This window comes from Ensifer canadensis, from assembly GCF_017488845.2.
In the GTDB taxonomy this organism is placed as follows: domain Bacteria; phylum Pseudomonadota; class Alphaproteobacteria; order Rhizobiales; family Rhizobiaceae; genus Ensifer; species Ensifer canadensis.
Window position 1 is genome coordinate 241623 of record NZ_CP083370.1, and the last position, 13719, is coordinate 255341.

At 56.6% G+C, this 13719-nt stretch carries 23 protein-coding genes and 1 tRNA gene; 18 read left to right on the forward strand and 6 right to left on the reverse strand.

What is annotated here, in order from left to right:
• Positions 1 to 14 precede the first annotated feature (14 nt).
• From J3R84_RS01100 to J3R84_RS01120, 5 genes are all read left to right on the forward strand, one after another.
• Entirely contained in the window at positions 15 to 482 is a 468-nt protein-coding gene (locus J3R84_RS01100; protein ID WP_025425877.1) for an arsenate-mycothiol transferase ArsC, read from the forward strand.
• A 395-nt stretch (positions 483 to 877) separates the two neighbouring features.
• Complete coding sequence (gene infA, locus J3R84_RS01105) at positions 878 to 1096, forward strand: translation initiation factor IF-1 (RefSeq protein WP_004435948.1); 219 nt, start codon at positions 878 to 880, stop codon at positions 1094 to 1096.
• A 50-nt stretch (positions 1097 to 1146) separates the two neighbouring features.
• Positions 1147 to 1767, forward strand: coding sequence for a Maf-like protein (locus tag J3R84_RS01110; protein WP_025425878.1), 621 nt, complete (start codon positions 1147 to 1149; stop codon positions 1765 to 1767).
• 5 nt (positions 1768 to 1772) lie between these two features.
• Positions 1773 to 1982 carry a DNA gyrase inhibitor YacG gene (gene yacG / locus J3R84_RS01115; protein ID WP_025425879.1) on the forward strand — a complete coding sequence of 70 codons (210 nt, stop codon included), beginning with the start codon at positions 1773 to 1775 and terminating at the stop codon, positions 1980 to 1982.
• A gap of 181 nt (positions 1983 to 2163) precedes the next feature.
• Positions 2164 to 2239 (forward strand) — tRNA-Phe (locus tag J3R84_RS01120).
• A 70-nt stretch (positions 2240 to 2309) separates the two neighbouring features.
• Here J3R84_RS01120 and J3R84_RS01125 read toward each other — a convergent pair.
• Genes J3R84_RS01125 through J3R84_RS01145 form a run of 5 tightly spaced genes read right to left on the reverse strand, consistent with a single transcriptional unit; the run spans position 2310 to position 4763 of the window.
• On the reverse strand, positions 2310 to 3401 hold the full coding sequence (locus J3R84_RS01125) for a tyrosine-type recombinase/integrase (RefSeq protein WP_225906203.1): 1092 nt from the start codon (positions 3399 to 3401) through the stop codon (positions 2310 to 2312).
• Positions 3401 to 3640, reverse strand: a complete 240-nt coding sequence (locus J3R84_RS01130; RefSeq protein WP_225906204.1) for a hypothetical protein — start codon at positions 3638 to 3640, stop codon at positions 3401 to 3403. Before J3R84_RS01130 ends, J3R84_RS01125 begins: the two co-directional genes overlap by 1 nt.
• A complete protein-coding gene (locus tag J3R84_RS01135) occupies positions 3640 to 4305 on the reverse strand; it encodes a hypothetical protein (protein WP_203527365.1) in 666 nt (221 codons plus the stop codon). Before J3R84_RS01135 ends, J3R84_RS01130 begins: the two co-directional genes overlap by 1 nt.
• Complete coding sequence (locus J3R84_RS01140; RefSeq protein ID WP_203527367.1) at positions 4298 to 4543, reverse strand: hypothetical protein; 246 nt, start codon at positions 4541 to 4543, stop codon at positions 4298 to 4300. Before J3R84_RS01140 ends, J3R84_RS01135 begins: the two co-directional genes overlap by 8 nt.
• Before the next feature lie 43 nt (positions 4544 to 4586).
• On the reverse strand, positions 4587 to 4763 hold the full coding sequence (locus J3R84_RS01145; protein WP_203527369.1) for an Arc family DNA-binding protein: 177 nt from the start codon (positions 4761 to 4763) through the stop codon (positions 4587 to 4589).
• A 135-nt stretch (positions 4764 to 4898) separates the two neighbouring features.
• Here J3R84_RS01145 and J3R84_RS01150 point away from each other — a divergent pair, with 135 nt between their 5' ends.
• The 13 genes from J3R84_RS01150 (at position 4899) to J3R84_RS01210 (ending at position 13081) form a co-directional block, all read left to right on the forward strand.
• Positions 4899 to 5543 (forward strand): Arc family DNA-binding protein, encoded by a 645-nt coding sequence (locus tag J3R84_RS01150; protein WP_203527371.1) that lies wholly within the window; start codon positions 4899 to 4901, stop codon positions 5541 to 5543.
• Positions 5544 to 6043: 500 nt separating this feature from the next.
• The gene (locus J3R84_RS01155; RefSeq protein WP_203527373.1) at positions 6044 to 6307 is read left to right on the forward strand and encodes a helix-turn-helix transcriptional regulator; all 264 of its coding nucleotides are present in this window, start codon (positions 6044 to 6046) and stop codon (positions 6305 to 6307) included.
• A 454-nt stretch (positions 6308 to 6761) separates the two neighbouring features.
• Positions 6762 to 7451, forward strand: coding sequence for a hypothetical protein (locus tag J3R84_RS01160; protein ID WP_203527375.1), 690 nt, complete (start codon positions 6762 to 6764; stop codon positions 7449 to 7451).
• Positions 7452 to 7453: 2 nt separating this feature from the next.
• Positions 7454 to 8029, forward strand: a complete 576-nt coding sequence (locus tag J3R84_RS01165) for a hypothetical protein (protein WP_203527376.1) — start codon at positions 7454 to 7456, stop codon at positions 8027 to 8029.
• Between the two features lie 5 nt (positions 8030 to 8034).
• Positions 8035 to 8376, forward strand: a complete 342-nt coding sequence (locus J3R84_RS01170) for a hypothetical protein (RefSeq protein ID WP_203527378.1) — start codon at positions 8035 to 8037, stop codon at positions 8374 to 8376.
• 137 nt (positions 8377 to 8513) lie between these two features.
• Positions 8514 to 8828, forward strand: coding sequence for a hypothetical protein (locus J3R84_RS01175; protein WP_203527380.1), 315 nt, complete (start codon positions 8514 to 8516; stop codon positions 8826 to 8828).
• Between the two features lie 28 nt (positions 8829 to 8856).
• Positions 8857 to 9033 carry a hypothetical protein gene (locus J3R84_RS01180; protein ID WP_203527382.1) on the forward strand — a complete coding sequence of 59 codons (177 nt, stop codon included), beginning with the start codon at positions 8857 to 8859 and terminating at the stop codon, positions 9031 to 9033.
• A 40-nt stretch (positions 9034 to 9073) separates the two neighbouring features.
• Positions 9074 to 9502 (forward strand): hypothetical protein, encoded by a 429-nt coding sequence (locus J3R84_RS38675; RefSeq protein WP_309239106.1) that lies wholly within the window; start codon positions 9074 to 9076, stop codon positions 9500 to 9502.
• 411 nt (positions 9503 to 9913) lie between these two features.
• Positions 9914 to 10114, forward strand: a complete 201-nt coding sequence (locus J3R84_RS01190) for a hypothetical protein (protein WP_203527383.1) — start codon at positions 9914 to 9916, stop codon at positions 10112 to 10114.
• On the forward strand, positions 10111 to 10785 hold the full coding sequence (locus J3R84_RS01195; RefSeq protein ID WP_203527384.1) for a Fic family protein: 675 nt from the start codon (positions 10111 to 10113) through the stop codon (positions 10783 to 10785). The genes J3R84_RS01190 and J3R84_RS01195 overlap by 4 nt, the downstream gene beginning before the upstream one ends.
• 245 nt (positions 10786 to 11030) lie before the next feature.
• Positions 11031 to 11819, forward strand: coding sequence for a hypothetical protein (locus J3R84_RS01200; protein ID WP_203527385.1), 789 nt, complete (start codon positions 11031 to 11033; stop codon positions 11817 to 11819).
• Complete coding sequence (locus J3R84_RS01205; RefSeq protein WP_203527386.1) at positions 11819 to 12604, forward strand: hypothetical protein; 786 nt, start codon at positions 11819 to 11821, stop codon at positions 12602 to 12604. The genes J3R84_RS01200 and J3R84_RS01205 overlap by 1 nt, the downstream gene beginning before the upstream one ends.
• A gap of 90 nt (positions 12605 to 12694) precedes the next feature.
• Positions 12695 to 13081, forward strand: coding sequence for a hypothetical protein (locus J3R84_RS01210; protein WP_203527388.1), 387 nt, complete (start codon positions 12695 to 12697; stop codon positions 13079 to 13081).
• Between the two features lie 40 nt (positions 13082 to 13121).
• Here J3R84_RS01210 and J3R84_RS01215 read toward each other — a convergent pair whose 3' ends face one another.
• Positions 13122 to 13535, reverse strand: a complete 414-nt coding sequence (locus tag J3R84_RS01215) for a DUF6950 family protein (protein WP_203527389.1) — start codon at positions 13533 to 13535, stop codon at positions 13122 to 13124.
• Positions 13536 to 13719 lie beyond the last annotated feature (184 nt).

The following is a 13719-nucleotide window of genomic DNA, read 5'->3' on the forward strand; positions in this document are numbered from 1 at the left end:
CGGCGGAGACCGGGATGACGGCAACCGCGACGCCTCAACCGACAAGGCCCCGTTCCGTTCTCTTCATGTGCGGCATGAACGCAATCCGCTCGCCGATGGCCGAGGCACTCGCCAAGGCCGCCCTGCCGGCGGGAACCTATGTCACCTCCGCCGGCGTGCGCCACGGTGAGCGCGATCCCTTCGTCGATGTCGTGCTCGACGAGATCGGCCTGTCGATCGGGCGGCATCAGCCGCGCACCCTGGACGAGCTCGAGGACGACTATTTCGACCTCATCGTCACGCTGGCGCCCGAGGCCCATCACATGGCGCTGGAATTGACTCGCTCCATGGCCGTCGACGTGGTCTATTGGCCGACACCTGACCCGACGGTTGCCACCGGCACGCGCGAACAGATTGTCGATGCCTATCGCGCCGTTCGCGATCACCTTGCCACTCTGATTAATCGCCGTCTGGTAGTAGCGCCCGCGGGCGAAAAAGCTTAATACCAACCTGCGCTGATATTGACCTATTGCGTGCGACCGTATGCGGTCCTCCGGCAAGGAGCATATCTGAGAGCGATGCCTGGGCATCGGTCGAGGATTGCGACGCTGCCGGCGGCCGACAGACGGCCCACCCGAAGGGCCGGGCGCTTTTGGTCTCCGACAGCGTCGACAATCCTCACCGGACTGCTCGGGTCCGGTTGCGGTTTTCTCCTTGCCGGAAACCAAAATCGCTCCGGCGCAATCGATCAATATCAGCGCAGGTTGGTATAAGGCAGTACAAAAGCTGAAAAGCCGGCGCAAAGCGGTTCACAAATCCTCGTCGATTGTGTAGTTTCCGGCGAATTTTTCGGGATGCGTGTCGTATCCCCGAACAAACACAGAAAGAACAGTCCTACATGGCGAAAGAAGAAGTCCTCGAATTCCCGGGCGTGGTCACGGAATTGCTTCCCAATGCGACCTTCCGCGTGAAGCTCGAAAATGAACATGAAATTATTGCCCACACCGCAGGCCGCATGCGCAAGAACCGTATCCGCGTTCTGGCCGGCGACAAGGTGCTCGTCGAAATGACGCCCTATGACCTGACCAAGGGTCGCATCACCTACCGCTTCAAGTAAACCGCCCGACAGGTGGCTTCATCATATTTCTGGGGTGACGGCGCGTTCCGATGACAACGGCTCAAAAACTGATACTGGCGTCCGGTTCGCCGCGTCGCGTCGAGCTTTTGGCCCAGGCAGGTATCGAGCCTGCGCGCCTGATGCCGATGGATCTCGACGAAACGCCGAAGCGCTCCGAGCATCCGCGCTCGCTGGCGCGTCGTCTCTCGGCTGAAAAGGCCAAGGCGGCGCTGGCTGCAATCAAGGGTGAAGCCGGTTGGGATGGCAGCTATATTCTGGCGGCCGACACCGTCGTCTGCGTCGGTCGGCGCATCCTGCCGAAGCCGGAACTCGTCAGCGAAGCCTCGAGCGCCCTGCATCTTTTGTCGGGCCGCAGCCACCGCGTCTATACCGGTGTTTGCCTGATCACACCCGACAAGACGTTGCGCCAGAAGGTGGTCGACACCAAGGTCCGCTTCAAGCGCCTTTCCGGTTTTGACATCGAGAGCTATCTTGCCTCCGGCCAATGGCGCGGCAAGGCAGGCGCCTATGGCATCCAGGGCATTGCCGGCAGCTTTGTGGTCAAGCTCGTCGGCTCCTACAGCAACGTCGTCGGCCTGCCGCTCTACGAGACGGTCGGCCTGCTGGTCGGTGAAGGCTACGACGTTCACAATCGCTGGCTGGAAGGCTGAAGGCAGTGACTGACGAAGACAAGAAAAGCGGCTCGAACGTAGCACCTCTGCGCGCCCCGCGTCCTTGCCCCGAATGCGGCCGCCCATCGCACCGCGAGCACTATCCCTTCTGCTCGGACCGCTGCCGCAATGTCGACCTCAACCGCTGGCTCTCGGGCTCCTACGCCATTCCCGTCGCAGACGACGAGGCGAAAGCGGACGACGACGATCGCTGACCGCGATCTGCCTGAATATCCACGGTTTTTTGGCTTTTTCCACTAACTTTGAAATTCCTGCCAAAAAACTTTCATTTGGTGCTGGACACCGCCGAACAAGATGTTATAACCCCGCTCGCTTCCGGGGCACAGACAACGCCCCGAGGGCTCCGAGAGGAGCCGCTGCCCGCAACGGCAGGATGCCCGGATAGCTCAGTTGGTAGAGCAGCGGATTGAAAATCCGCGTGTCGGTGGTTCAAATCCGCCTCCGGGCACCATTCTAAGCCTTTATTGCGCTTATCTTTTTCCATATCCGCATTCTTTCTTACATAGCCGAGTTTGACAAAATCACGCCGTGGGTTTGACAACTTTGGTTTTCCGTTTGTTCAGTTCGGCCTCGAAATCCGCAACGGCGGCAGTGGTCTGCCGCGTGCGATCCGCGCGCCGCGAATAGTGCTTTGCCATGGCTTCGGTTGCATGCCCGAGCACGAGCGCAATGGTGCCGTTATCCTTGCCCATCTCCGCAAGGATTGTCCCGACCGTATGACGAAGCCCCTTGAGTGTGAGCCCCGGCTGCACCAGCCCTTCCTTCTCCAGCTTCTTCTTCAGTTTGTCCCAGTTCGTGCTGAAGCCGTTATAGGTCCATGGCTGGCCTCGGCTGTTGGCGCAGAGGGTAATCGCATCATGCTTCGGCGCTTTCGCCAGGGCGTTCGCTACGGGCTCGAAGATAGGGAGGTAGACCGGCTGACCCGTCTTCTGTCTTCGCGTGTCGATGCCGGCCGACGCTGCAGCCGTCTTGGGCAGCGCCAGCGCGTCCTGAGGATCTAGGCCGTAAAACATCATGAGACCGATCGGGAGGGCCATCTGAACGGGCAGAGCGCCGAGTACGGTTTCCCGCTCGGCGTCCGTCCAAGGCCTATTGGCATCGCGGAGATTCTTCGGTCGCTCCGCGAGACTTACGGCCTCCACCGGGTTTTCCTTCACGTAGTCGTACTCCAAACCCCAGTTGAAGATGATCGACAGGACGGAACGGACATAGTTCGCGAACCGGAAGCCGTGCTGGAGTTCCGCCTTGTCTCGGATCTTGGCGACAAAGCTCCGCGAGAACCGCTCCAGTGGTGTGTCCTCAATCGGCTTCAGCCAGTCGAAGACCTTCTGGTAGTCGCTCTGCGTCCTCGCGGCGCGCTTCTGAAACTTGGGGCTGGCTCGGTACTTCTTGATAAGCATGCCGAGGGTTCCCGGCTTTGCTTCCTTGACCTTATGCAGCTCGTTGATGCGGTGCACTTCGACATCGAACGCCAGCGTGTAGGGTTCGAACTTCGTGCAGTCGATCTTCTCGCGACTCATCCGATGATAGGCGCGCCATTCGAATGGCGGCTTCTTGTCTCGGAAGATCTGCCAGCCCTTGTATTTGTTCTGACGTTTCTCGCGCTCCGTCATCAGCCAAGTTTCCCGAGGATTTCGTCGTCGCTATCGGCCCCGCCATCCTTGAGCGCATCAAGCCAGCTATCGAGGTCACGGAGGTCATACAGGCGCTCGCCCGTTGGCATGGCAACCGGCGAAACTCGGCATGCGCCCGGGAAGCGCTTCACGGCCAAGCCGCAGTACTCGGCAGCTTCTTTCAGAGAGAGCATACGAGGCCGATGGTTGACTTTGAGATTGAGTGTAGCCGTCGCCATCAGCGTTCCTCCGTTGCAACAGCGAATGCGGAGATCGCGCGCAACAGGTCGCTGCGAACTTCAATGTCTACCCCGTCATCCGCAAGCCAGATCTCCGCGAAGGTTGCGATAGCGACGACATCAGCCAGCGACCGGCACGCGTATGCTCGGAGCCACTTCTCGATCTCGCCGAGCTTTCCGAACAGCGCGGCGTCTTGTTCGTCGAGTGCATCCAGCCCGCTCTCTGCCTGAAAGCGGGCACGCTCCTCGCGGCGCGCCCGGAAGAGAGCAAGCGCCTTGTCACGGTCAGCATCTACGCGAGCGCAGTAGGGGGTTTTCTCCACACCCCACGACAGATCATGCCTGGCGTTGGCAAAGAAGCGCTCTATGCTTGCCTCTCTAAAGAACACCTTACCCCGCCGGTCGGCCGGATAGTCCTCACCGTGCGACATCACCTCTTTAAGCAGCACTTCGGCGGCGAACGGTTGATCCGGGATTGCGATGATCCGCTCGATTTCGTCGACGACAACCTTTCGCGCCGCCGCGATCTCCGCGTAAGTATCGATCATCCAGGCGAGTTCATCGGTAACTTTTGCGGGCGCCGGCGCGGACGCGTGAGCAGCAGCACAGGTGGACGCAAGCAGCGGTGTTGCCAGCAGGGCGCGACGGGAGAGGGCGTTACGCATTGTCCACATCCTCTTGAATGGCCCGGAGCGCTTCGCTGACGCGATCAAGGTTACCGAGGGCAATCTGGATAGTGCCGTAGACCGCTTCCAGCATCTGCTCGTTCTGGAGGTAGCCGCCTCCGGCCTGCAAGGCGAGCCAGGTGCAGCGGAGCAAAGTCACAGCTTCATCGTTGTTGACGAAGCCAACTTTCGCCTCCCTTGCGCAGGAGGCATTCACTGCGCTATTCTGTTTGGGCATTTCAGACATCCTTTCTGATGCAGAAAAGCCGAAGCGGAGTTTCCTACGACCGCGCTTCGGCTTTTTCGTTTTCGATGGCCCTTTCCAACTGAAATACGATCTCAGCATTCATGGACCGGCGATTTTGCTTGGCTGTTTGCTTGAGGCTGTCGCGCAAGCCGTTCGGCATGCGAACTAAAAACTTGTCCAGCTGCTCGCTCGGATACGTGACCCGACTCATGTCATTTAACTCCGTTTCATTTCGATACGTAGTCCTTATGATATCGAGGCGATACGGAGTCAATAATCAATTTGCAACTCCGATATTTTTTGATATCGAGTTGGCATGGCCCGACCTAATTACCCGAGCGACAATGTGGATAAGCTGCTTCTGCGGTTCCCTGAGGGAATGCGCGAGCAAATCAAAGCGTCCGCTGATCTCATGGGGCGTTCGATGAACGCGGAGGTTATCCAACGGCTAAAGCGGTCCTTCATGGACGAGGACGATGATCGCCTAAGAATTGATTTGCCCGGTGACGTTTGGAGCTCGCTCCTTGCTGACGCTCACGTACACAACATGGAGATGGATGAACGGGCGGTTCAGATCCTGAGCGGAACCTTTGATCCCAACTCTGACTACAAACTTGCGCTCGACAAGCTACTGGCGTCTGTAGGCGAAGCGAGCGATCTATCAGAGCGCGTCGAGGATCTGAAAGAGCGTCAGCATCTCGATTTCCTGCTTTACTATGGCAAGGTGCTTCAGATCAGCCAGTTCCTTCAGCTACTGTTCGAAGCGACTCAAGCGAACCTTCCTGCTGCGGTTCAGGATGCTGCGAAAGATCTGCAGGCGTTAAACCACGCTGAGCTGTCGGCTCTTAGAGACCGGTATGAGCACGCGCAGTTTGCAGTGCGCCACAGAGACAACGCGCGCCGCAACGAATCCGATGTAGGCGACGACGACGAAGTTAGCTTCGGAGACACCCTGCCGATGAAGAACATCATCGAAACAAACAAACCTTGAGTGCCGATAAGCTCCGTTATCGGACATCAGAATACGCGCCGCCCCGAAAATGTTTCAGCGGCAGACATTTATTCCGCCGCTGAAACAGGCAGGCACGACGCCAATCAGCACCCACAAACTTTCAAGTCGCCAACTTGGCGGCTTGCGTCCGCAGTCTCGGCCGCTCGATCTCAAAAAGAAGGATTGGTTTACGCCGATGCGCAATTTGCCACCAGTTACGGTAAGGTACACGGTCGCTTTGTCCGAAACGAGGAAGGGGCCCAAGTGCGAAGAAGGCGACATCGATCCTCGCCTCGTAGCGTTCGTGAGAGCGTTGGCACGGCATCAAGCCCGGATCGACGCACTCGCAGACCGCCGAGCGGTAAGTCGCCAAGTTGGCGACACGCGGAAAGGGTAAGCAAGTTTGCTCACCCTCCCGGAAATGTCCGCATCGCGGACGTTTGGGATTTTGCCCGCGCCTCCGGCACAGGCCACACTTTTGCTGGAGAACCGTCTCTCGCATGCCAAAAACAACCGATGGCTATAGCTATCCGCCACGCGGCATGCGCCGAGAAGAAGCAGCCAGATACGTGGGCGTGAGTGTGACGAAGTTCGATCAGATGGTTTCCGACCGCAGGATGCCCAGGCCGAAACGCATCGACGGATGCGTCGTCTGGGATCGCATCATGCTCGACGCGTTTTTCTCTGATCTAAACGACGACAACCGCAACCGGATCGACGAACTGCTATCCGGCGCAGCGGGCGATTGGGACGTAGAGGTTTGAGGTCGGTCGATCCCCTCCATCGAGCAAGCGCAGCGCCCAAGCGCCAATCGTCGAGGCTGCCGGAAAACCTGCAGCCATTTGGTGTTACCCGCGAACAGGCTGCTGCCCTTTTGAGTATTAGCCCATCCCTTTTTGACAGCGCAGTTGACGCCGGAACGATGCCACAGCCCCGCGTGCTGCGTGGACGGAACATCTGGGACGTTGAAGAGCTGTGGACGTACTTCCGGGCTTTACCGCACAGAGGTGAAACGACTGCCGACGCTGATGGATCGCAGCCGCAGCGGAATGCCTTCGATGATGCCAAGAGGGCGGGTCAGGCAAATAAATCGTAGGCCCCTGGTCGCATCTGACGATCTGTCGCCCGTATTTTGTTGAGCACGATTCTGTCTATTGATCAAAGACACAGCCACAATTACTTCTAGTTGATGTTCGACGTGGCTCACTGGAGAAATGAGTGGATCCAACACAATGGTTTAACCACTTTCCAGCGACGATAGACGAGGGCTGGGCAACGTTGATTGCTGCAGCAGCAGGGTTTGGTATCGTGGCGTACCAGACGCGGCAAGGTTTCAAATCTATCGCTCATTCTCAAGAAAGGCAGTCAGAACTCGATCGCAACGCCCGGGTGCACCAGGCCGAGCTCGATCGTTCAGCTGATGCCCGTCGACGGCAGAACGAAGCCAACACACTTGCTAGTTCTCTTCTCGCGGAGCTTGTTGCCGCGTCCACAGTTGTCACCAACAGCCTTTCGATAATGAATATTGCAGCGGCGGGACTTGGCGCCGGCGGAGATGTCGTGATTGACAAGATCGCCTTGTCCAACTTCCTCCCGAAGTTTGATCCACTCGTCTATAAAGCGAACATCGGATCGATCGGTCTGCTCGGTCCTTCAACCGCGCATGATGTGGTGAGCGTTTACAATATGCTGCTCATTTCCGAACGAGTTCCGGAAGCGAGCGACATGCGGGCCAACTTCGCCTCCAAGCTTATGGAAACCTATCGGACCGCGTTTTCCGACTGGCTGAAAGACGCCGCACACGTCCAGAAGCGCCTTCTTGCGGTAAACGGGATCGAAGTTGACCCTGGCCCTGTTTATGAAATCAGACGGGCGCGCATCGAAGAACGCACCAAAACGCAGGAGTGACCATGTTCAATGAGTTTCCGCAATCAGACCTTACGATTGTGAGCACCGATGGATCAGTCTCGCACACAAAAGGCATCGTTTCGTCTAGTGACGCGATCGTGATTCCCGACGCAAAAGCGGCCGTCGACATTGGCTATGAGATCCGCCGCTCGTTGCCAAACGGGAAAGACGAAACATTTGAAGTGGTAGATCCGGTCTTCCATCAACAGTTCGGCAGCATCCCGGCACACTTCCAGGTGAAGGTTCGCAAAAAGGGCTTACTTCCTGCCGGCGGCGGCGGCAACTACACGATCACCGTCAACGGCCCTAACTCTCGCGTCAATATTCATTCTCAAGACAATTCAAACAACGTCGCGCACGATCTCAAGGTGTTTGAGGACGCGCGAGCGGCCATTGTTGCTCAAGTGCCAGACAGCGAAAATCGGGCGCGGATCATCGGCAGCCTCGATGAAGCCAAAGCGGCCGCAGGCAACCCGGAAACCTATCGAAGCGCCTACCAGAAGCTTATTTCAAGCGCCGCCGACCACGTGACCGTCCTTGCGCCTTTCCTTCCAATCCTCACCTCATTTCTCGGATAGCCAAAATGGATCTGAAGACTTTTGTGACTGAGAGTTTGACGCAGATTCTGGACGGCGTGCGCGAAGCGCAGAAGCGGCCGGGAGGCGAAAATGTCGGCGCGGACGGCTACATAAACCCGACGAGCGGAAACTTGATGCCGGGCGGCACAAGCGGCTTTTTCACTTTGGTTGACTTTGATGTGTCGGTGGTCGCCGAAGCAAAGGAGGGCGGAACGTCGGTCAGGGTTGCAAGCGCCGAAATGTCCGATGGGTCGTCGCGCTCCCTGCAGAATGCAAGCAGGGTCAAGTTTTCGGTCCATGTGAGACTTCCACAAGGGGGCCAGAACAGAGACCAATCAAGGTATTAACCGTCCGGGAGAGCGATATTGCATACCACTGATTTCGCCAGTCTTTCGATCCGTCGTGCCAAACGGCTGCAATCTTTTCCTCGTCGTCGCTTTGCTGCCGCTCATCACCACGTCGGCAACAGCCAACTGAACCATCTATGATTACGAACGAGGAAGAAAACTATCGACGGATCCGCAAGAGCCATCAGGCGTTTGAGATCCTGCATACCTTAGCTGCATTTGAGCCGAGCGGTAGATCCAACGATTGCATATTGGCTGGATACCTGGACCTTCTGGCACTTGGTGGCAGTAGACTCGAAATCCGAACGGCGCTTGAAAGGCTGGATCAAATGGGCCTCCTGCGCTCCAGCGCTGTAGACGACTACATGGTAGTCACCCTGACCGAGAAAGGTGAAAGGGTGGCGCGTGGAAGCGACCAGATAGAAGGCGTCGCCAAGCCTCCACGCGACTGAAAAAGTGGCTACGCCCGCCACGGAATTGATGGAAGACTTCACGTTGGCGTTCCTCAAAAGGCTGCCGAGAGAGCTGCCAATGGAAGAACGCCGCCTGCTGGTTGCCCAATATGCCGGCAACATCGCTCCACGGCTCTATGAAGGCGGCAAGCTGAGCGAAGTGTGCTGGCGCGTTTTATCTCAAGTCGCCAACTTGGCGACTTGATGCCGTGTTCGCCCAAGAAGGGTCGAATGGAGGGTCGTACATGATGGTTAGCTCGATCAATGTTCAACGAGATCCCGACGTCTTCTCCGTTGCGCGACTACATCGGATGCTACTGATTTGCACCGAACTAGTTGCGAGGCGCGGCGCCATTGCGCAGCCCCTTCTTGATCGGTTGCAGCGTGAATATGCACTTGCGACGCTCCGCGATCTCGATAGCGCTCCCCATCGCAGGCACCAGCTGGTCTATAGCTATCCTCCCCGTGGCATGCAGCGCGAGGTTGCCGCCAGATATCTGGGCGTCGGCGTTACTGAGTTCGACGGAATGGTTGCCGATCGGCGAATGCCTCTTCCGAGCCGTATCGGCAGATGTGTTGTCTGGGACCGCTGGAAGTTAGACGAGGCCTTTTCGGATCTCTGTGACGACAACAGCCGCATCGAAGATGTAGGAGAAGGCCGCGGCGAGGGCTGACGAAAGTAGGGTTCCGCCGACAAACTCGACGATGCCTTGCTGCCCGCACCGTAGAACGGGACGACCCGAGCCCCAAGTTTAAAGTTTAAGGGATGCGATATGAGACTTTGGGTAGCGCGCGGATACAGATCGTCCGCGCAATTACCTATCTATTGACAAGGATCGGGTTAGGATCCCGATCTTGTCTTTAGGCTGCCATGTTGGTCCACCACAGTGCAGTCAGCTTGGCTCAAGCTTGAGCAGGTGAGCTAGGTAAGCGCCGGCGCTGTATGTGAGGCGGTGTCCGATATTGGTGAGTGAAAGCAACACCCTCATACGAAGCCGAAGAGGCAAGGCCCAGCTTGGCTGGTTTGAGATTGATATCTGGCACAAATCAGTTTCTATGAGCTCTCAGACGAAAGGAAACATCCCATGAACGAACCACTAAAACATCTTCTCGAAGTAGCTCGAAAGGCGCCGCAGACGAAGAGCGATTTGGAGGTTCAGCGTCGCAGCTTCGCTTACGGCAACACGCATTTTGAGAACAGCAAAATTACGCGTGAAATGGTGAACAAAATAGCTGACGAGATGCCTCTCTCCGACGCCAGCTCGAAAGCTTTGACCGGACGATGAGCGAAGAAGATCGCCGCCACAGCGTGGCCAGCGAAGCTTATCTTATTAAAGACGAGCAATTGAGAGCTGAAGCCGAGGCCAGGAATGGCCTCATTCAGTTCGACCATGCTTGCAGCATGATCCTCGATGCGATCGAAAAAGGCGAAAAGTGGAAACTGCGGCCTTCAGCGATCCTTACGCTCCACAGGGCGGCGCTCGATGGCATTAGCGGCTATGCAGGGAACTTTCGACCGTCCGATGTCGCCATTCAGGGAAGCGAGCACAAGCCCGTTCAAGCTTTCCAGGTCCCCGGCCTAATCGAGGAAATGTGCGATTACGTCAATGACAACTGGCATGAGAAAACAGCTGTCCATTTGGCGTCGTACATCATGTGGCGGCTCAATTGGATTCACCCCTTCAGCGATGGCAATGGCCGGACATCTCGAATGGTGTCTTACCTGGTTTTGTGCGTAAAGCTGGGGTTTCTCCTGCCTGGTCACAACACGATACCTGATCAGATCGTCGATAACAGAAAGCCTTACTTTGACGCTCTGGAGGCGGCCGATAAGGAGATGGAGGCAGGCTCAATTAATCTTTCAAAGATGGAAGACCTTATTGAGCATATGCTTGCAGTCCAACTTGCTGTCGTCATGGAAAACGCGACCGGGAAGGCGTTTCTTCAACACGAGTAATCACGTCACGCCTGAGCCGCCTTCCCTGGACTCGGTGCTCTACGCACGCATGCACCCTCGTTGCATTTAGCCATCGAACGAAGGCCACAACTAATCTTCGGAGGCCTTCGGACACCACGTTTCCGAAACCTGCGTGTCCGCTTATTCCACTATTCGCGTTCGAGACGCCGGCAACAGACTAGCGCTCTGATTGCAAATGCGCTTTATGCCTAAGTCTCATTAAGGTTGCTGGGCAGGGGATTGACTTGGGGGCCGGTAAAAAGAGGCGCGAGGCTTTCCTCGCAAAAAATGCCGTCTGCTATTTCTGTGGCGCAGAAGCCACCACGATAGATCACGTGCCCGCGCGCGAGTGTTTCCGCGATCGCGTTGGCCCAGAAGGCTATGAGTTTCCAGCGTGTGCCGAATGCAACAATACGGCTGGTCCAATTGAGCAGGTGGTCGCCCTATACCTGATTATGGGTAACCACGACGGCATGTCATCCGTCCCCCACATGCAGAAGCTTATTCGAGGGGTCCACAACAACAATCCTCAATTCTTGCCAGTGCTCGACCTGACCGCCAATGAAAAACGGCGGGCCATCCGGGGGCATCGATTTATGCTACCAGCGGGTCAGCCATTCTCACATGCCCCGGTCGCGCGCCTGCCGGAGGAAAATCGTGAGGCGTTCAAGTTCTTCGAGAGACGCCTGGTTTGCGCCCTTTACTACAAGCACATGAGTGCGGTTCTTCTGCGGACACACTTAATCCGCACACATCGCGTGCAGGCCATCGCGACCTCGGCGGAAGACCTTATCCGCGAAGCTGCCCCTATGATGCCAAACGCCGAGCACGGCAACCGGCAGAATACGAACATCGGAGAGCAGTTTCTCTATGTGTGGTACGGCGACCCGAAAACAGAGATCTTCACCTTCCTGGCGCAATTCTCGAAATCGTTCGTTTTCGTCGGGATTGCCTGTCCGCCAGAGGCGCACGAAGGCGGAGAAGACTACTACCCTCACAGTGAAGACTTGAGAGACAAGGTTGAAAACGCCTAATGCTGAATGCTCTTCCAGAAATTTATGCCACGATGAATCCACCTATCATCGTGCAGACAGTGAGCGACGATAGTGTCGCTCTTTGGTCCGGTTTGGGCGGAGCAGTCCTCGGAGCGCTGGTCTCGGGTGTCATTTCATGGGTTCTTGCGCGACAGACCAGTAAGCAGCAACTCGCCCGTGATAGTGAGCAAAGGCGGGAAACGGAAAAATCACAGGCGCTAAAAGCGGTTATCAAACTGCAAGCTATCCTCAACGCGTTGCATGACACTAAGCGCACAATCGACGGAATGCTCACTTCGGCCGAAGAACAGGGGTACGGAGATATCGACCTTTGGCAGAAGGCTATGCCAATATCGGGCCTGCCCAAGGAACCGATATCATTCGATCCGCAAGACATCGTCGTGCTCTTCGCTGCGCAAAAGCATGATATTGCCAACGATTTGACGTTGATGAGTTCGCGCTGGGCGTCGTTGCTAGAGAATATGAAGGACTACAATCGACTGAGAACCGAGTTGGTACATAGCATCCCTACCGATCGGATGGAGGGTGACCGCGGCACCTTCGTGCTAAATGCCGGGCAAATCGCTATGTTCGGACCACGGATGCACGTTCTAAACAACCTAATGGCTCAAGTCATGGAGAACCTTGAAGCTGACCTCAACAACGGCTTCCGGGTCGCAAATGAAATGGGACCCGCTCTTCGGACGTACCTCAACGACAACAAATTTCCGATCGTTGGGAGGGCGCAGCCTGCTGAAAAACCTGAAGCGCCTGACGTTGAGTAGGCAAACGCACTATCTCGAAATGCAGCAGATCCTGTGACCGCGCTCGCGCTTTTCCTTCCGTTACCGACATCGCTTTCTAGGGTGAACCTGATGGACCTCAAAACATTTGTTGCGGAGAGCTTGACGCAGATTTTAGAGGGCGTGCGGGAAGCTCAAAGCCGCCCAGGAGGGGACAATGTAGCAGCAGAGGGCTACATTGCGCCTGCAAACGGAAATCTGATGGCCGGCGGCACAAGCGGCTTTTTTACATTGGTCGATTTTGATGTTTCCGTTCTTGCCGAAGCCAAGGAAGGGGGCGCCTCAGTCAGGGTGGCAAGCGCCGAAATGTCAGATCCCACTTCGCGATCAATGCAGAACACAAGCAGGGTGAAGTTCTCGGTGCATGTGCGCCTGCCGCAGGGCGGGCAAAACAGAGATCGTTCTTCGTACAATCGCGGCGGCTATCGGGCGGTAGATGACTATGATCCGCTTGCTTAAACTGAACTGAGAGATAAACACGCGCAGGGCGGATCGGCGATCACCTAAACGACCACGCCGCCACGACCTGTCGTGGCACTAGCATGCGGACGCCAATTTCTGCTCTCCATGCAAACAGGCCGGCTGGTAGAAATATGCCTCCGACTTGTCCGCACACTCTGGTTTCAATTATGCCGACGTCGCCAAGCTCGGGGGCACCGGTTTGCCTTAGCCCCGATACGGCCAATGCCTGATGCCAAAGCGCCTCAAGGGAACCGGCCGCCGCTATCAATGTAAATGCCTCGGTCTCGCTTCCCCAAACCGGAAGCATGATCGACGTGCCCGTGATCTTTTCAACCCAGGCAGCCGGCCAAGATGAACAGTCTGAAACACCCCACACCAGTGGCGTCTTCATCGACTCCTCAATGAAGTGGTGAAACTTCAGGTCAAGCGACATGCGGTCAGCAGTGGGCAAAGTCTTCCTCCCAGCGTTTGATCACGCGGGTGTAGGCGCCGAACTGGCTGACTGCGTATTCCGATGAAGCCGGCCATTGATTCCGATTTGAAGCCGGCCAGTCATTCCGATTTCATTCCGGCCGGCGTTCCGATTTGAAGGCGGCCATTTCTCGGACTGATCCTGGGTCTGTTTGATGTTTGGA